Below are 16,479 nucleotides of genomic sequence, written 5' to 3'. Positions count from 1 at the left end.
TGCTCACTGCCGGCGGCCGTACACCTCCTGGTCCCACAGCCACGACACGATCCGCTCCACCCCGGTGGCCAGGTGCCTCCGATAGGTGCTGAACGGCAGTCCGAGCGCTGCCGCGGCCGACTCCTGGGTCGCCGCCGGCCGCAGATACGTCCGGTCCACGGCCCGCAGCAGTTTGTCGTCGCGGGGATGGTCGGCGAGGGTGGCGACCGCGTCGCGCAGCACCTGCTCGAGCAGCGCGACGTCGGGTTCACCGGCGCCGGCCCGGTCGTGGAGCACCCGGGTGCGCAGCAGGGGATTGCGGGCGAGCAGAGCGTGCTGCCGCAGGTCGTGCAGGCCCTGCTTGACCGACTGCGCGAACTCGGGTTGGGAGAGTACGAGCAGCACGGGTGCGCTGGGCACCGGCGGCGACGGACCGCGGGCCAGCGCCCGTTCCGTCACCCGTTCGAGCCAGGCGCCGACCGGGACGCGCCGGAAATCGTGGGCGAACAGGCCGAATCGGCGGGGACCGACGACGAAGTCGCCGCCGTCAACCCGTGGGAGGTCGGCGACGGCGAAGTAGTCGTCCCACCGGTCCGGCTCGGCCAGGACGAGCACGTCGTAGGCGAGGCCCCGGGTGGTGAGGTATCGCTGCATCGTGAGGATCGGGACCGCGTTGAGCGTCGGCGAGGGATCCTGGTACGTCTCCCGGTCCACGACGAATCGGGTCTGGGTGACGACGTCGCCCTCGCGCACCGGCGTGCCTCGCCGCGCGGCCCGCCATGCCGCCGCGGCCCCGGGGTCGCGGTCCCGGTCCTCTTCGGAGGCGCGGGTGAGGTCCAGCAGCCCGATCACTCCGCGGACGGTTCCGTCCGGGCAGCGCAGAACGAAGAAGCCGTCCGGTTGCCGGTCGAGCCACCGCTGCGCGAGCCGGGCGGACTCGGCTCCCTCCGCGGTCCGGATCAGCTCGACGACCGCCGCGTGCTCGGCGGCGGTGGCGGGTTCCGGATAGTACCGGCCCCAGCTCTCCCACTGCACCGGCGAGAGCACGCCGGCGAGGTGACGGAACACGAACTTCAGGTCGAAGATCGCCTGCTGTTGCCGTCGGCCGGTCGCCGAGTCGAGGGTTCGGTGGATGTGCCGCCACACCCGGCGGAAGACGTCGGCATAGCTGTCGGCGTCCCGCCACCACAGGTCGGCGTCGATGACGTCCCGGGCCAGGTCGTGGGGATGGAGGCCGTCGGCCCCGGTCTCGACGAACGAGAGGCCCCGAAGCCACCGGAATGCGTCGTGGGCGCAGTCGTCGCCGGTGCCCAGCGCGTCCCGCAGGAGCGATTCGGTGGTCACGCGTGCGAGTGCGCACACTTCCAGGGCCCGGCGATGCACGGTGCCCGGTTCCTCGTCGACGAACCGGCGCAGCAGCGTCCCCACGAGGTCGGGACTCAGCGGATCCGCGTCGGCACGTCCGCCGCGGAGCACCGCGTCGGCGAGCAACGACAGCGTCAGCGGATGGCCGTGTGCCACGCGGCAGAGGCGGTCGTGCAGGTCGTCCCGGACCCCGACGGCGCGCAGGTAGTCGACGCTCTCCCGGGGTGCGAGATTGCGCATCGACACCACCCGCAGCAGATCGCCCCATGCGAGGTCCGAGCGCCACTGCGGCGACGGCGGACTCCGCCCCGCGATCACGGTCACCGCGCTGTCCGGCAACCGCGGCAACAGATCCCGGCGGATCCAGCCGTCGATCGGTGCGAGTGCCTCGTACGTGTCGATCACCATCACCAGCCGTTGCCCGGAGGCGGTGGCGATTCGATCCGCGTCCAGGTCGAGATGCTCCGCCAACGAGGCGAGCACGGCGGCCGGGGCGGGAACGAGGTCCCGCCCGTCGAGACGCACGAGGACCGAACCGGCCCCGACGGCGAGATCGGCCACCTCGTCGAGCAGGCTCGTCTTACCGATCCCTCCGGGCCCGTACAGGTACAGCACCGAGAACGGGGGCCGGGGCGAGTCGAGGGCGGCACGTACGAGTTCGAGCTCGGCCGAACGACCGACGAACCGGCGCCGCCGGCGCGCGGCGAGCACGTCGCCGAGAGTTGCCGAGGGCGGGACGCGATCGCCCATACCTCGACCCTACGAGGTGAGGTCCGCCGAGGGTACTGTCCGACGAGGGGACTGTCAGCCGATCAGGACGGCGTAGCCGGGCTTGATCACGTCGTCGATGAGCTCGAGCCGCTGGTCGAACGGCAGGAACGCGGACTTCATCGCGTTGATCGTGAACCGCTCCAGGTCGGACCACCCGTACCCGAACGTCTCGACCAGCCGCATCATCTCCTTGCTCATCGTCGTGTCGCTCATCAGGCGGTTGTCGGTGTTGACGGTGACCCGGAACCGCAGGCGCGCCAGCAGGTCGAACGGATGCTGCTCGAGGGTGTCCACGGCGCCGGTCTGCACGTTCGAACTCGGGCACAGCTCGAGCGGGATCCGCTTGTCGCGCACGTAGTTCGCCAGCAGGCCGAGGGTGGCGGTGCCGTCCGCGGCGACGGTGATGTCGTCGACGATGCGCACGCCGTGGCCGAGGCGGTCGGTGCCGCAGAACGCGATGGCCTCGTGGATGGACGGCAGCCCGAAGGCCTCCCCCGCGTGGATCGTGAAGTGCGCGTTGGCGGCGCGCATGTACTCGAAGGCGTCGAGATGCCGGCTCGGTGGGTAGCCGGCCTCGGCACCGGCGATGTCGAACCCGACGACGCCGCGGTCGCGGAACCGCACCGCGAGTTCGGCGATCTCCCGGGACCGGGCCGCGTGCCGCATCGCGGTGAGCAGCAGCCGCACCCGGATCGGCTGGGCGCCGGAGGCCTCCACCGCGGACTCCCCCGACCGGAACCCCTCGAGCACGTGCTCGACCACGGAGTCCAGGTCCAGCCCCCGCTCGAGATGCTGCTCGGGAGCGAAGCGGACCTCGGCGTAGACGACGCCGTCGGCGGCGAGGTCGAGCACGCATTCGCGGGCGACCCGCTCGAGGCCGTCCGGGGTCTGCATGACGGCCACGGTGTGCGCGAACGTCTCGAGGTACCGCTCGAGCGAGCCGCTGTCGGCCGAGTCCCGGAACCAGCGCGCCAGCTCGGGTTCCGTGCCGGCCGGCAGCCGGTAGCCGCAGGCATCGGCCAGCTCGAGTACGGTTCCCGGCCGCAGACCGCCGTCGAGGTGGTCGTGCAGAAGCACTTTCGGCGCGGTCCGCAGCGCGGATTCGGTCAGTGTCGTCGTCGCCGGCTCCGTCATGCCCCGACGGTAGTCGGCTAGGCGGTGATCCGCTCGACGACGAGCGGCCGTGTCGCCGGCGTGGAGTCGGAGATGTGCACGCCCTCACCGAGCGTCGCCATCGCGGCGGGGAACTTCGCCGGGGTGTCGGTGTGCAGGGTGGCGATCACGTCCCCGGCGCGGACCCGGTCCCCCGGCTTGACGTGCAGCTCGATCCCCGCCGCGGCCTGCACGGGTTCGCCCTGCCGTTCGCGGCCGGCGCCGAGCCGCCACGCGGCCACACCCACCGCCATCGCGTCGAGTTCGGCGAGCACGCCGTCGCCGGGTGCGCGCAGCACCTCGGTGTGCCGGGCGACCGGCAGGGGCGCGTCGGGGTCGCCGCCCTGCGCGGCGATCATCGCGCGCCACCGGTCCATGGCGGTGCCGTCGCGCAACTTGTCCGCGGGGTCGACGTCGTCCCGGCCGACGGCGGCGAGCATCTCGCGGGCGAGGGCGAGGGTCAGCTCGACCACGTCGGGCGGGCCGTCGCCGGCGAGCACCTCGACGGCCTCCCGCACCTCGAGGGCGTTGCCCGCGGTCCGGCCGAGCGGGACGTCCATCCGGGTGAGGAGCGCGACGGTGTGCAGCCCTTCGTCCTCGCCCAGCTCGACCATGGTGCGGGCGAGTTCCCGGGCGTCGCCGAGGTCCTTCATGAAGGCCCCGGAACCGACCTTGACGTCGAGGACGAGGGCGCCGGTGCCCTCGGCGATCTTCTTGCTCATGATCGAGCTGGCGATCAGGGGGATGGATTCGACGGTGCCGGTGACGTCGCGCAGGGCGTAGAGCCGGCGGTCGGCCGGGGCGAGGTCGGCGCCGGCCGCGCAGACGACGGCGCCGACCGCCGGGTCGGCGAGGATTTCGGCGATCTCGGCGATGCTCAGCTCGGCGCGCCAGCCCGGGATCGATTCGAGCTTGTCGAGGGTGCCGCCGGTGTGGCCGAGTCCGCGGCCGGAGAGCTGCGGCACGGCGACGCCGCAGGCGGCGACGAGCGGGGCCAGCGGAAGGGTGATCTTGTCGCCCACACCGCCGGTGGAGTGTTTGTCGACGGTGGGCAGGCCCAGGCCGGTGAAGTCCAGCCGCCGGCCCGAGTCGATCATGGCGGTGGTCCAGCGGGCCGTCTCGGCGCGCGTCATGCCCCGGAAGTAGACGGCCATCGCGAGGGCGGCCATCTGCTCGTCGGCGACGACACCACGCGTGAACGCCTCGATGATCCAGTCGATCTCGGCTCCGCTGAGCTCCTTGCCGTCCCGTTTGCGGGTGATGATGGACAGGGCGTCAGGCACGGTCGGCACCTCCCGCCTCGCGCACCGCGTCCAGGTCACCGGGGCCGAACGCGTCGGGCAGCAGCTCGGCGATGGGGCGCGGACCGCGGCGCGTGTCGACCTCGAGCTCGGGGCCGCCGTGTTCGAGGAGGATCTGCCGGCAGCGTCCGCACGGGCTCAGGACGGCCCCGCGGGCATCGCAGACGGCGACGGCCCGCAACCGCCCGCCACCACCGGAAATCAAGTTACCGACCAGTACACATTCGGCGCACAGACCCACTCCGTGTGAGACATTTTCCACATTGCATCCGACGACGATCCGTCCGTCGTCCACCAGTGCCGCGGCCCCCACGGGGAATCGGGAGTAGGGCGCGTACGCGCGGCCCATCACCTCATGTGCTTTGGCGCGCAAGGTTTTCCAGTCTACGTCCGGCATGGTTGTCCATCCTGTCACGGTGGCCGATTCCACGGTTCACCGGCCCGGCCGGGCCAGATCACAGTTGGAAAGGCAAACCTAACTTGTTATTTGGAGGCCGTACGAACCGCTACTCGAATTAGTTCCCGACTTTCGGATAGGACTAAAGTCGGTCCAAGTCGGTTCAGGTTCACGTCGAGCCCGTGCTGCGGAATCCCCCAGAGGCTGGAGAGGCTCGACGCGTCCACCATTGACGTTGGAGGCACAGCACTCGATGAGCAGCACGACTGAAGCCGCTCCCGCACCGGGGCGCACACGGTCGCTTTACCGGGGAGACCCGGGCATGTGGTCCTGGGTTCTGCACCGGATCACAGGCGTGGCGACATTCTTCTTCCTTTTCGTTCACGTCCTGGACACGGCACTCGTCCGGGTCAATCCCGAGACCTACGACAGTGTCATCGAGACCTACAAGAATCCCGTCGTCGGTCTCATGGAGCTCGGGTTGGTGGCGATGGTGCTCTACCACGCCCTCAACGGCCTGCGCGTGATGCTCGTGGACTTCTGGTCCAAGGGCCCGCAGTACCAGCGGGTGATGCTCTGGACGATCCTGGCGATCTGGTTCGTGGTGATGATCCCCGCCGCCGGTCGCATCTTCTACAACATGTTTGCGGGGCACTGACATGAGCGCAGCGACGAAGAATTGGGCACTGACATGACTGAAGCGAAGACTCTGGGCACGGCGTACGACCGCCCGGCCAGCCTGGACAACCCGCGCTCCCCGCGCCGCGCCGCGAAGAACAACTTCGAGCTCTACGCGTGGCTGTTCATGCGCCTGTCCGGCCTTGCACTGATCATCCTGGTGCTCGGCCACCTGTTCATCATGCTGATGCTGGACGAGGGCGTGCACCGCATCAACTTCGCGTTCGTCGCCGGCCGCTGGTCCAGCCCGTTCTGGCAGTTCTGGGACCTGACGATGCTCTGGCTCGCCCAGCTGCACGGCGGCAACGGCCTGCGCACGGTCATCGCGGACTACTCCCGCAAGGACTCGACCCGATTCTGGCTCAACACGATCCTGGTCGTGTCGATGATCCTGATCATGGGCCTGGGCACCTATGTGATCTTCACCTTCGACCCCAACATCGTTGCGAGCTAGGGGAGCTACGACTTCATGCAGGAACATCGTTATGACGTGGTCATCGTCGGTGCCGGCGGCGCCGGCATGCGTGCGGCCATCGAGGCCGGCCCCCGCGCCCGCACCGCAGTTCTGACCAAGCTCTACCCCACCCGCAGCCACACCGGCGCCGCCCAGGGCGGCATGTGCGCCGCCCTCGCGAACGTCGAGGAGGACAACTGGGAGTGGCACACCTTCGACACCGTCAAGGGTGGCGACTACCTGGTCGACCAGGACGCGGCGGAGATCATGGCCAAGGAGGCCATCGATGCGGTGCTGGACCTCGAGAAGATGGGGCTTCCGTTCAACCGCACGCCCGAGGGCAAGATCGACCAGCGCCGGTTCGGTGGCCACACCCGTGACCACGGCAAGGCCCCGGTGCGTCGCGCCTGCTACGCGGCCGACCGCACCGGCCACATGATCCTGCAGACGCTCTACCAGAACTGCGTCAAGCACGACGTGGAGTTCTTCAACGAGTTCTACGCGCTCGACATCGCGCTGACGGAAACCCCCGAAGGCCCCGTCGCGACCGGCGTCATCGCGTACGAGCTCGCCACCGGCGAGATTCACGTCTTCCATGCCAAGTCGATCGTGTTCGCGACCGGCGGCTCGGGCCGCATGTACAAGACGACGTCCAACGCGCACACCCTCACCGGTGACGGCATGGGCATCATCTTCCGCAAGGGCCTGCCGCTCGAGGACATGGAGTTCCACCAGTTCCATCCGACGGGACTCGCGGGCCTGGGCATCCTGATCTCCGAGGCCGTGCGCGGCGAGGGCGGCATCCTCCGCAACGCCGACGGCGAGCGCTTCATGGAGCGCTACGCCCCCACCATCAAGGACCTCGCGCCCCGCGACATCGTCGCCCGCTCGATGGTGCTCGAGGTGCTCGAGGGCCGCGGCGCCGGCCCGAACAAGGACTACGTCTACATCGACGTGACCCACCTCGGTGAGGACGTCCTCGAGGAGAAGCTCCCGGACATCACCGAGTTCGCCCGCACCTACCTCGGCGTCGACCCTGTCACCGAGCTCGTGCCGGTGTACCCGACCTGCCACTACGTGATGGGCGGCATCCCCACCAAGATCAACGGTGAGGTGCTGCGCAACAACGAGGACGAGGTCCCGGGCCTCTACGCCGCCGGCGAGTGCGCCTGCGTCTCCGTCCACGGCGCCAACCGCCTCGGCACCAACTCGCTGCTCGACATCAACGTGTTCGGCCGCCGCGCCGGCATCGCGGCCGCCGAGTACGCGAACACCCACGACCACGTGGACCTGCCGGAGGACCCGGCCCGCAACGTCGTGGAGTGGCTCGAGCGGATCCTGGGTGCCGGTGGCAAGGAGCGCGTGGCGGACATCCGCAGCGAGCTGCAGCAGTCCATGGACAACAACGCCTCGGTGTTCCGCACCGAGGAGACGCTCAGCAAGGCGCTCGAGGACATCCACGCCCTGAAGGAGCGGTACAAGAACATCACCGTCCAGGACAAGGGCAAGCGCTACAACAGCGACCTGCTCGAGGCCGTCGAGCTGGGCTTCCTGCTCGAAATGGCCGAGGTCACCGTCGCCGGTGCGCTCAACCGGAAGGAGTCGCGCGGCGGCCATGCCCGCGAGGACTACCCGACGCGCGACGACGAGAACTTCCTCAAGCACACCATGGCCTACAAGGAGGGGACGGAGCTGATCTCCCCCATCCGCCTGGACTACAAGCCGGTGGTGCAGACCCGCTACGAGCCGATGGAGCGGAAGTACTGATGACAACCCTCGAGAAGAACGAAGCCGACGTCTCGAACCTGCCTCCCGTGCCCGAGGGTGCCACCATGGTCACCCTCAAGATCGCGCGGTTCAACCCCGAGGACGGCAAGGGTCAGCACTGGGACAGCTTCCAGGTTCCGGCGCTGCCGTCGGACCGCATGCTCAACCTGCTGCTGTACGTGAAGGGCTACCTCGACGGCACCCTCACGTTCCGCCGCAGCTGCGCGCACGGCGTGTGCGGCTCGGACGCCATGCGGATCAACGGCGTCAACCGCCTGGCCTGCAAGATCCTGATGAAGGACATGCTGCCCAAGGACGGCAAGCCGGTGACCATCACCGTCGAGCCGATCCGCGGCCTGCCGGTCGAGAAGGACCTCGTCGTCGACATGGAACCCTTCTTCGACGCGTTCCGCGCGGTGAAGCCGTTCCTCATCGCCACCGGCAACGAGCCGACCCGCGAGCGGATCCAGTCGCAGGCCGACCGGGCCCGCTTCGACGACACCACCAAGTGCATCCTGTGCGCGTGCTGCACCACCTCGTGCCCGGTGTACTGGAACGACGGCAGCTACTTCGGCCCCGCCGCGATCGTCAACGCGCACCGGTTCATCTTCGACAGCCGTGACGAGGGTGCCGCCGAGCGCCTCGACATCCTCAACGACGTCGAGGGCGTGTGGCGCTGCCGCACCACCTTCAACTGCACCGACGCGTGCCCCCGTGGCATCCAGGTGACGAAGGCGATCCAGGAGGTCAAGCGCGCGCTGCTGTTCGCCCGCTGATCTGCTTGTGCTCCACGGTGAAGGTTCCCGTCACCCGGTTCCACCGGGCGACGGGGACCTTCACCCGTTTCAGGGAACCACCACGCCGCGGCCGCGGATGCTGCCCTCGCGCAGCCGCCGGTACGCCGCCGGCCCCTCGTCGAGGGTGAACGTCTCGGTGTGGATGTCCAGCCGGCCGGCGCGGGCCAGCGCGACGACCTCCATCAGTTCCGACCGGGTGCCCCAGTACGGGGTCACGACGGAGGCGCCGAACGGGATCATGAAGAACCCGACCTTGGCGTGTGCGCCGGCGTGGATGCCCACGACCGAGATGTGCCCGTCGACCGCGACCACCTGCTGCGCCGTGTCGATCGTCGACTGGGCGCCGACGAAGTCGAACACCGCCGTCGCGCCCTGGCCGCCGGTCAGTTCCCGGATCGCGTCCGCCGCACCGGCGCCCGACTTCACCGCCGCGTCGGCGCCGACCTCGCGGGCGAGGGCGAGACGGTCGTCGTCGAGGTCGACGGCGATCACACGGGCCGCGCTGACGGCGCGCAGGATCTGGATGCCGACGTGGCCGAGCCCGCCGACACCGATGACGACGGCCGTCGAGCCCGGCCCCAGCAGCGGCAGGACCCGGGAGATCGCGTGGTACGGCGTCAGACCGGCGTCGGTGAGCGGCGCCGCGGCGACCGGGTCGAGGTCTCCGATCGGGACGAGGTGGCGCGCCGAATCGACGATCATGTACTCGGCCATCGATCCGGGCGAGCCGAGACCGGGTGGCGTGATGCCCAGGTCGGCGGCGCGGGTGCAGTAGTTCTCCCGGCCGCGCGCGCAGGCGTGGCACGCACCGCAGCCCCACGGCCCGTACACGGCGACGGCGTCCCCCACCCCGAATCCCGTGACGCCCTCGCCGAGTTCGGCGACGGTGCCGACACCCTCGTGGCCGAGGGTGAGCGGCAGGCCGTAGGCGTACTGCGCCGCCGGCATGTCCATCACGAAGATGTCCGAGTGGCACAGCCCGGCCGCGGTGACCTTCAGCAGGATCTCACCCGGCCCGGGCGTCGGGGTGGGGATGTCGACAACGACCGGCTCGGAGCCGATCTCGGTGTACTGGACGGCTTTCATGCGCCCGACTCTACGGCCGGGGGTGCGTGCCCGCCCGATACTGCAGCGAATCTTCCGCTGCGCGGCGCCGGCCGTTCCGGCCCCGGACGTCAGGCGACACGGACGAGCATCTTGCCGACGTTGCGCCCGCGCATCAGGTCGAGGAAGGCATCGACCGAGTTGTCGATCCCGTCGACGATCGTCTCGTCGAACACCACGTCGCCGGCGGCGAGCCACGGCCCCATCTTCGCCGCGAATTCGGGGAAGAGGTGGGTGTAGTGGCCGAGGGTGAAGCCCTGCAGGGTCAGGCCGCGGGTGATGATGTTGGCCATGTTGTCCGGCCCGGGCGTGCGCTCGGTGTTGTTGTACAGGGCGATCGCGCCGCACAGGGCGGCCCGGCCACCGTCGCGCAGGACGTCGAGCGCGGCTTCGAGGTGGTCGCCACCGACGTTGTCGAAGTACACGTCGATGCCGTCGGGTGCCGCACGGCGGAGCTGGCGCCGCACGGGCGCCGACTTGTAGTCGAACGCGTCGTCGTAGCCGTAGCGCTCGGTGAGCATCGCGACCTTGTCCGCGGATCCGGCGGAGCCGAGCACGCGGGTCGCACCCTCGAGCCGGGCGATCTGTCCGACGGCGGTGCCCACGGCGCCCGCGGCCCCGGAGACGAAGACGGTGTCGCCCGGCTGCATGCGGGCGATGTGCATCAGGCCGACGTAGGCGGTCAGTCCCGTCAGGCCGAGGATGCCGAGGTACGCGGAGTTCGGGACGCCCGGAAGCTCGTCCACCACGCGGAAGGCCGCGGCGTCGCCCTGCGCGACGTCGCGCCAGCCGAGGTCGTGCAGCACGACCGAGTCGACCGGGTGGGCCGGCGACGTCGACTCCACGACGCGGCCGACCGCGCCGCCGGTCATGGTCTCCCCCAGCGCGAACGGCGGGATGTAGGACTTGACGTCGTTCATCCGCCCCCGCATGTAGGGATCGACCGAGACGAACTCGTTGACGACGCGGACCTGGTTGGGTCCGAGGTCGGGCAGATCGACCGTCGCGGTGCGGAAATCGTCGTGTGTCGGCCAGCCGACGGGGCGTCGGACCAGCTGGATCTGGGTACTCGAGGTCACAGGGCGTGAACCTTCCTCACGTGCCGAGCCGCCGGGAGCTGTCCCCGGGCGCCTCCGAAGTATTGAACTGACCGTTCCAATATATACTGGAACGGTCTTTGCACAACAGGGAACGGAAGGGCACATGGGACGGCCACCGGAGTTCGACACCGCAGACGTCGTGGAACGGGCACGGGATCTTTTCTGGGACAAAGGCTTCGAGGCCACCTCCGTCCCCGAGCTCGAGCGGGCGACGGGGCTGAACCGGTCGAGCCTCTACAACGCCTTCACCAGCAAGCGCGGATTGTTCGACGCCGCCGTCCGCGACTACCTCGACCGCGTGGTGCGACCCCGGCTGCGCGTCCTCACCGACGAGCCCACCGCGCCCGATGCCGCGGCACGCTACTTCCGGGCACTGGCCCGCACCGTGGCCGCCCTGCCGGACGACTCGCCGCGCCGCGGCTGCCTGCTGCTGAACAGCACCGCCGGCCTTGCGGCCCACGACGAGACGCAACGCGCGGTCGTCACCGCCTACCGCGCCGAACTGACCACCGCGTTCACGCACGCGCTGCGCGCCCTCGACCCCGCCGCCGACGACGAGGCGCTGGCCCGCCGGGTACGGGTGCTGGCGTCGCTGTCGCTGAGCACGCTGCTGCTCGCCCGCGTCGACCGCGACGAGGCGGTCGCTACCGCCGAAGCCGCGATCGCACAGCTCGACGAATGGCGCGCGAGCGCTCGCTGAGCAGGACCCCGCCGAGGGCCCCGGCACCGACGAGCGCCAGACCGCCGCGCAGGCCGGGCCCCTCGTGCACCTCCACCCGCGGCGTGATCCGAGCCAGCTCCGGCGGCGGCACGTGGGCCATGACCAGATTCTCCTTGGACGATGCCGCCCACGCCGTGGCGAACAACACCATCCGGGCGGTCAGGTTCGCGAAGACCAGCACGCCGAGGATCGGGCCGAACGCCACCCCGGCGGGGCCGCTGGTGACCCGGGAAAGGTAGATCGAGCCGACCTGCTTGAACACCTCGAACGCCACGGCGGCGAGCAGGCCGGCCCGCATCGCGCTGCGGAAGGTGACGGGCTCCCGGGGCAGCCGGGCGATCACCCAGGTGAACAGCAACCACGTCGCGCACACGGCGATGGCGATCGTCGCCACCGTCAGCGCCACCCCGATGCCGGGCACGTTCTCGAGCCGCAGCACCCCGACGAAGAGGTCCATGACGGGGCCGCTGCTGGCGGCCGACAGGGCCAGCGACGCCACGATGGCGAGGCCCAGGCCGAGGAGGGTCAGCGCGTCGTTGACCTTGGTGCGCACGAACCCGTCCTTGACATGCGGATGGTCCCACATCGCCGTGAGCGCGTCCCGCAGGTTGGTGATCCAGCCGATCCCCGCATACGCGGCGGTGAGCAGGCCCAGTGTTCCGACGGCGCTGCGGGAGGCGATCGCGGAGTCCACCAGACCCTGCACCGTCGCACCGAGTTCGCCGGGGATGTTCTGGGCGATCGCGGTCTGCAGCTGCTCGAGGGTCTCGGGCCGGCCCGCGAGCACGAAACCGGCCACCGAGAACGACAGCATCAGGATGGGAATCAGGGACAGCACACTGAAATACGTGATCCCCGCGGCGTAGTAGTCGCCCTTCTGCTCCTGGTACCGCAGGCCGGCCCGCACCAGGTGGTCGAGCGACGGATGCGCTGCTCGTTGCCGGTCGACGAATCCCGGTTTCGACGGTTCGGTGGAATCGTCGGCCATCGGTGGGCAACTCCTTCCGCGTTCCGTCGCCCCGGGCTGTGTGCGGGGCACGCCCCCGGCTACTTGCGGGGCAGGAATCCCACCCTGTCATAGACCTGCCCGAGTGTCCGGGAAGCCACCTCGCGGGCTTGGTCGGCGCCGGTCGACAGGATGCGCAGCAGTTCCGCCTCGTCGGCGAGGTACTCGTCGACCTTCGCCTGCAGCGGCACGACGAACTCGGTGAGCACCTCCGCGGTGTCGGCCTTGAGGTCGCCGTACCCCTTGCCCGCGTAGCCGGCGACGAGTTCGTCGACCGGCCGGCCGGACAGGGCGGCCTGGATGGTGAGCAGGTTGCTCACGCCGGGCTTGTTCTCGAGGTCGAAACGGATCTCGCGCTCGTTGTCCGTCACCGCCGACTTGATCTTCTTCGCCGACACCTTCGGATCGTCGAGCAGGTTGATCAGACCGGCCGGGGTGGCCGCGGACTTGCTCATCTTCGCAGTGGGGTTCTGCAGGTCGTAGATCTTGGCGGTGCCCTTGATGATCTGCGGCTCGGGAACGACGAACGTCTTGCCGAACCGGGTGTTGAACCGCTGCGCGAGATCACGGGTCAGCTCGAGGTGCTGGCGCTGGTCCTCCCCCACCGGCACGCGCTGCGGGCGGTACAGCAGGATGTCCGCCGCCATCAGCACCGGATAGGTGAACAGGCCGACGCTGGCGTGCTCGGTCCCCTCCTTGGCGGACTTGTCCTTGAACTGCGTCATCCGGCCGGCCTCGCCGAAACCGGTGATGCAGCTCAGAACCCACGCCAGCTCGGCGTGCTCGGGCACCTGGCTCTGGACGAACAGCACCGACCGGTCCGGGTCGATGCCGACGGCGAGCAGCTGAGCGGCGGCGCGGAGGGTGCGCCGGCGCAGCCCCTTCGGATCCTGCGGCACGGTGATCGCGTGCAGATCGGGGATGAAGTAGTAGGCGTCGAACTCGTCCTGCAACGGAACCCACTGTTGCAGCGCGCCGAGGAAGTTCCCGAGGTGGAACGAGTCGGAGGTCGGCTGGATACCCGACAGCACCCGGGGCCGGGCGGTCGGCGCGGTGGTGTTCTGTTCTGCAGTGCTCGCCATGGTTGTCGATACTTTCACGTGCGCGGAGAGCCGCTCGCGGGAGGTCGGCTCCGATCGGCGGATCCGCCCGGATCAGCGGAACTGCACGGTGACCGGGGCGTGGTCCGACCACCGCTCGGCATAGGTGGCGGCACGCTCGACGCGGGCCTCCTTCGCCCGCTCGGCCAGTTCCGCCGTCACGAGGTGGTAGTCGATCCGCCAGCCGGCGTCGGTGTCGAACGCCTTGCCCCGGTAGGACCACCACGAGTACGGGCCGTCGACGTCCGGGTGCAGGGCGCGCACCACGTCGACCCAGCGGCCGTCGGCGAGCAGCGTGTCGAGCCACGCGCGCTCGCTCGGCAGGAATCCGGACTTCTTGACGTTGCCCTTCCAGTTCTTGATGTCGCGTTCGGTGTGGGCGATGTTCCAGTCCCCGCACACCACCATGTGCCGGGCCGCGGCCCCGGCCTCGGCGGCGCGGTGGTTCAGGTGCGTGGCGAACGACGCCATGAACCGCTCCTTCTCCTCCTGCTTCGGGGTGCCGGCCTCGCCGGTGGGCAGGTACAGGCTGCCGACGGTCACGTCCCCGAAGTCGGCCTCGACGTACCGGCCGGAGGCCGCGAACTCGTCCTCGTCGAACCCGATGCGCGAGGCGTCGGCCGGGCGCCGCGACAGGATCGCGACCCCGGCACGGCCCTTGGCCTCCGATTCGGCGGACACCACGTACCACCCGGCGTCGAGGGCGGGCGCGATCGCCGCGTGGAACTGCTGCTCGGTGGCGCGCACCTCCTGCAGGCACACGATGTCGGCCTGCGCGGTGGCCAGCCACGCGAGCAGGCCCTTGCCGGCGGCGGCACGGACGCCGTTGACGTTGACGGTGGTGATGACGTGAGGCACGACGGTCACGGTAGCCGACGGGCCGGACCCGAAACGACGACGGGACGCCCCGGTGCGGGGCGTCCCGTCGTGTGCGGTCCGTGCGTCAGGCGCGGGCCTTCTGGAGGTTCTCGTCGAGCGCGGCGAGGAACTCCTCGGTGGTCAGCCATGCCTGCTCGGGGCCGATGAGCAGGGCGAGGTCCTTGGTCATCTGTCCCGCTTCGACGGTCTTGATGACGACGTCCTCGAGCTGCTGCGCGAAGTCGATGACCTCGGGGGTGTTGTCGAGCTTGCCGCGGTGCTCGAGGCCACGGGTCCAGGCGAAGATCGACGCGATCGGGTTGGTCGACGTCGGCTTGCCCGCCTGATGCTGCCGGAAGTGCCGGGTGACGGTTCCGTGCGCGGCCTCGGCCTCGACGGTCCTGCCGTCCGGGGTCATGAGCACGGACGTCATCAGGCCCAGCGAGCCGTAGCCCTGCGCGACGGTGTCGGACTGGACGTCGCCGTCGTAGTTCTTGCAGGCCCAGACGTAGCCACCCTCCCACTTGAGCGAGGAGGCGACCATGTCGTCGATGAGGCGGTGCTCGTAGGTCAGGCCCGCGGCATCGAACTCGGCCTTGAACTCTTCCTCGAAGATCCGCTGGAACTCGTCCTTGAACATGCCGTCGTAGGCCTTGAGGATCGTGTTCTTGGTGGAGAGGTAGACCGGGTAGTTCTGCTGCAGACCGTAGGACAGCGAGGCCCGCGCGAAGTCCTGGATGGACTTCTTGTAGTTGTACATCCCCATGACGACGCCGCCGTCCTCGGGGATATGGCACACCTCGTGCTGGATCGGCTCGCTGCCGTCCTCCGGCGTGAAGGTGATGGTGACGGTGCCCGGGCGGTCGACCTTGAAGTCGGTGGCGCGGTACTGGTCACCGAAGGCGTGACGGCCGACGATGACCGGCTTGGTCCAGCCGGGCACCAGGCGGGGCACGTTGGAGATGATGATCGGGGCACGGAAGATGGTGCCGCCCAGGATGTTACGGATTGTGCCGTTGGGCGAGCGCCACATCTTCTTCAGGCCGAACTCCTCGACCCGGGCCTCGTCGGGAGTGATGGTGGCGCACTTGACGCCGACGCCGTGCTTCTTGATGGCGTTGGCTGCGTCGACGGTGACCTGGTCGTCGGTTGCATCGCGGTGCTCGATGCCGAGGTCGTAGTACTCGAGATTCACATCCAGGTAGGGATGGATCAGCTTGTCTTTGATGAACTGCCAGATGATGCGGGTCATCTCGTCGCCGTCGAGTTCGACGACCGTTCCTTCAACCTTGATCTTGGACATGTGCGCTTCGCGTCCTCCTAGGAAGTGTCCCTGGTCCCAAGTCGATCGCACTTTGTGGGTGCGATCGTGGTCGGCTCAATGAACCATTTATGGCGTGCTCACACGTGCGGAACACGATCCAAACAAGACGAGCGTACTGCTATCGACCCGGTCCGCCAAGCGGGCCCCGGGCTACCGGCGGGTAACTTTCGCCTGCTCAGGCGCCTCCCGCCGGGAGGTATGGGTCGCCTACCGAAGCATCCGTTCGAGCCGCTAGACTCGCGCCAGGTCATGAGTACCAGCGTGAAGCCCCGGCTTGCTGGTCGGCAACCCTCCGGCCAGGGTGGGGTGCTCCGGGTGATGACCCGGTCGTCCGGCGCCACGCCGCACGACAAGCCGGTCCGATGGAGGTATTCGTCATGAGGGTTGTGATCATGAGCTGTCGCCCCTAGCCGCCCCGACCTCCCGACCACGGCCAGAAGGACATCATGACCGACAGCGAGAACACCCGGCGCGAAGACGGCTGGAGCTTCGAGACCAAGCAGATCCACGTGGGCCAGCCCGGCGGCGGCGACACCCGCGCCCGCGCCCTGCCGATCTACCAGACCACCAGCTACACCTTCGACAGCACCGACCACGCCGCCGCC

The 16,479-nt window shown here is 69.4% G+C and carries 15 protein-coding genes, 1 pseudogene and 1 riboswitch; of the genes and pseudogenes, 6 read left to right on the top strand and 10 right to left on the bottom strand.

Translation table 11 applies throughout. The features are described 5' to 3' along the window. Positions 1–3: 3 nt before the first annotated feature. Genes G6039_RS12170 through G6039_RS12155 form a run of 4 tightly spaced genes read right to left on the bottom strand, consistent with a single transcriptional unit; the run spans position 4 to position 4,965 of the window. Positions 4–2,094, bottom strand: coding sequence for an AAA family ATPase (locus tag G6039_RS12170; protein WP_029544719.1), 2,091 nt, complete (start codon positions 2,092–2,094; stop codon positions 4–6). Positions 2,095–2,148: 54 nt separating this feature from the next. Continuing rightward, positions 2,149–3,249: an adenosine deaminase gene (locus tag G6039_RS12165; RefSeq protein WP_006939677.1), complete on the bottom strand. Its 1,101-nt coding sequence runs from the start codon at positions 3,247–3,249 to the stop codon at positions 2,149–2,151. 17 nt (positions 3,250–3,266) lie between these two features. Continuing rightward, positions 3,267–4,550: a thymidine phosphorylase gene (locus G6039_RS12160; protein ID WP_006939678.1), complete on the bottom strand. Its 1,284-nt coding sequence runs from the start codon at positions 4,548–4,550 to the stop codon at positions 3,267–3,269. Continuing rightward, positions 4,543–4,965 (bottom strand): cytidine deaminase, encoded by a 423-nt coding sequence (locus G6039_RS12155; RefSeq protein ID WP_029544723.1) that lies wholly within the window; start codon positions 4,963–4,965, stop codon positions 4,543–4,545. The genes G6039_RS12160 and G6039_RS12155 overlap by 8 nt, the downstream gene beginning before the upstream one ends. A gap of 253 nt (positions 4,966–5,218) precedes the next feature. Here G6039_RS12155 and sdhC point away from each other — a divergent pair, with 253 nt between their 5' ends. Genes sdhC through G6039_RS12135 form a run of 4 tightly spaced genes read left to right on the top strand, consistent with a single transcriptional unit; the run spans position 5,219 to position 8,640 of the window. Next, entirely contained in the window at positions 5,219–5,623 is a 405-nt protein-coding gene (gene sdhC / locus G6039_RS12150) for a succinate dehydrogenase, cytochrome b556 subunit (protein WP_072635622.1), read from the top strand. A 33-nt stretch (positions 5,624–5,656) separates the two neighbouring features. Further along, positions 5,657–6,097, top strand: coding sequence for a succinate dehydrogenase hydrophobic membrane anchor subunit (locus G6039_RS12145; protein ID WP_029544728.1), 441 nt, complete (start codon positions 5,657–5,659; stop codon positions 6,095–6,097). Between the two features lie 15 nt (positions 6,098–6,112). Then, complete coding sequence (gene sdhA, locus G6039_RS12140; RefSeq protein WP_006939688.1) at positions 6,113–7,864, top strand: succinate dehydrogenase flavoprotein subunit; 1,752 nt, start codon at positions 6,113–6,115, stop codon at positions 7,862–7,864. After that, complete coding sequence (locus tag G6039_RS12135) at positions 7,864–8,640, top strand: succinate dehydrogenase iron-sulfur subunit (RefSeq protein ID WP_003935736.1); 777 nt, start codon at positions 7,864–7,866, stop codon at positions 8,638–8,640. The genes sdhA and G6039_RS12135 overlap by 1 nt, the downstream gene beginning before the upstream one ends. Before the next feature lie 69 nt (positions 8,641–8,709). Here G6039_RS12135 and G6039_RS12130 read toward each other — a convergent pair whose 3' ends face one another. Together G6039_RS12130 and G6039_RS12125 are read right to left on the bottom strand one after the other, a co-directional pair. Beyond that, positions 8,710–9,747, bottom strand: coding sequence for an NAD(P)-dependent alcohol dehydrogenase (locus tag G6039_RS12130; RefSeq protein WP_043801412.1), 1,038 nt, complete (start codon positions 9,745–9,747; stop codon positions 8,710–8,712). A gap of 89 nt (positions 9,748–9,836) precedes the next feature. Beyond that, positions 9,837–10,844 (bottom strand): NADP-dependent oxidoreductase, encoded by a 1,008-nt coding sequence (locus G6039_RS12125; protein WP_006939692.1) that lies wholly within the window; start codon positions 10,842–10,844, stop codon positions 9,837–9,839. Positions 10,845–10,968: 124 nt separating this feature from the next. Here G6039_RS12125 and G6039_RS12120 point away from each other — a divergent pair, with 124 nt between their 5' ends. Next, positions 10,969–11,565: a TetR/AcrR family transcriptional regulator gene (locus G6039_RS12120; protein ID WP_029544730.1), complete on the top strand. Its 597-nt coding sequence runs from the start codon at positions 10,969–10,971 to the stop codon at positions 11,563–11,565. Here G6039_RS12120 and yhjD read toward each other — a convergent pair. From yhjD to G6039_RS12100, 4 genes are all read right to left on the bottom strand, one after another. Then, the gene (gene yhjD, locus G6039_RS12115; RefSeq protein WP_043801408.1) at positions 11,510–12,574 is read right to left on the bottom strand and encodes an inner membrane protein YhjD; all 1,065 of its coding nucleotides are present in this window, start codon (positions 12,572–12,574) and stop codon (positions 11,510–11,512) included. The two genes, G6039_RS12120 and yhjD, sit on opposite strands and share 56 nt — an antisense overlap. A gap of 59 nt (positions 12,575–12,633) precedes the next feature. After that, entirely contained in the window at positions 12,634–13,674 is a 1,041-nt protein-coding gene (trpS, locus tag G6039_RS12110) for a tryptophan--tRNA ligase (RefSeq protein ID WP_006939694.1), read from the bottom strand. Between the two features lie 72 nt (positions 13,675–13,746). Then, the gene (locus tag G6039_RS12105) at positions 13,747–14,550 is read right to left on the bottom strand and encodes an exodeoxyribonuclease III (protein ID WP_029544732.1); all 804 of its coding nucleotides are present in this window, start codon (positions 14,548–14,550) and stop codon (positions 13,747–13,749) included. 85 nt (positions 14,551–14,635) lie between these two features. Next, entirely contained in the window at positions 14,636–15,853 is a 1,218-nt protein-coding gene (locus G6039_RS12100; protein ID WP_006939696.1) for an NADP-dependent isocitrate dehydrogenase, read from the bottom strand. 266 nt (positions 15,854–16,119) lie between these two features. Beyond that, positions 16,120–16,235: riboswitch (SAM riboswitch) on the top strand. An 85-nt stretch (positions 16,236–16,320) separates the two neighbouring features. On the opposite strand from G6039_RS12100, the pseudogene G6039_RS30575 reads away from it, so the two are divergent. Next, positions 16,321–16,479: pseudogene (locus G6039_RS30575) on the top strand (PLP-dependent transferase); the annotation flags it as partial.

The sequence above is a fragment of the Rhodococcus aetherivorans genome, from assembly GCF_011058165.1.
In the GTDB taxonomy this organism is placed as follows: Bacteria; Actinomycetota; Actinomycetes; order Mycobacteriales; family Mycobacteriaceae; genus Rhodococcus; species Rhodococcus aetherivorans.
Note: the sequence above shows the minus strand (reverse complement) of the source record. Positions and strands in the feature narration are given on the sequence as shown.

Bases quoted from the DNA above. Each gene is read 5' to 3' on its own strand.
- G6039_RS12170 (WP_029544719.1), bottom strand. From the start codon at position 2,094: ATGGGCGATCGCGTCCCGCCCTCGGCAACTCTCGGCGACGTGCTCGCC.
- G6039_RS12155 (WP_029544723.1), bottom strand. From the start codon at position 4,965: ATGCCGGACGTAGACTGGAAAACCTTGCGCGCCAAAGCACATGAGGTG.
- G6039_RS12145 (WP_029544728.1), top strand. From the start codon at position 5,657: ATGACTGAAGCGAAGACTCTGGGCACGGCGTACGACCGCCCGGCCAGC.
- sdhC (WP_072635622.1), top strand. From the start codon at position 5,219: ATGAGCAGCACGACTGAAGCCGCTCCCGCACCGGGGCGCACACGGTCG.
- G6039_RS12130 (WP_043801412.1), bottom strand. From the start codon at position 9,747: ATGAAAGCCGTCCAGTACACCGAGATCGGCTCCGAGCCGGTCGTTGTC.
- G6039_RS12135 (WP_003935736.1), top strand. From the start codon at position 7,864: ATGACAACCCTCGAGAAGAACGAAGCCGACGTCTCGAACCTGCCTCCC.
- G6039_RS12120 (WP_029544730.1), top strand. From the start codon at position 10,969: ATGGGACGGCCACCGGAGTTCGACACCGCAGACGTCGTGGAACGGGCA.
- yhjD (WP_043801408.1), bottom strand. From the start codon at position 12,574: ATGGCCGACGATTCCACCGAACCGTCGAAACCGGGATTCGTCGACCGG.
- G6039_RS12165 (WP_006939677.1), bottom strand. From the start codon at position 3,249: ATGACGGAGCCGGCGACGACGACACTGACCGAATCCGCGCTGCGGACC.
- sdhA (WP_006939688.1), top strand. From the start codon at position 6,113: ATGCAGGAACATCGTTATGACGTGGTCATCGTCGGTGCCGGCGGCGCC.
- G6039_RS12100 (WP_006939696.1), bottom strand. From the start codon at position 15,853: ATGTCCAAGATCAAGGTTGAAGGAACGGTCGTCGAACTCGACGGCGAC.
- trpS (WP_006939694.1), bottom strand. From the start codon at position 13,674: ATGGCGAGCACTGCAGAACAGAACACCACCGCGCCGACCGCCCGGCCC.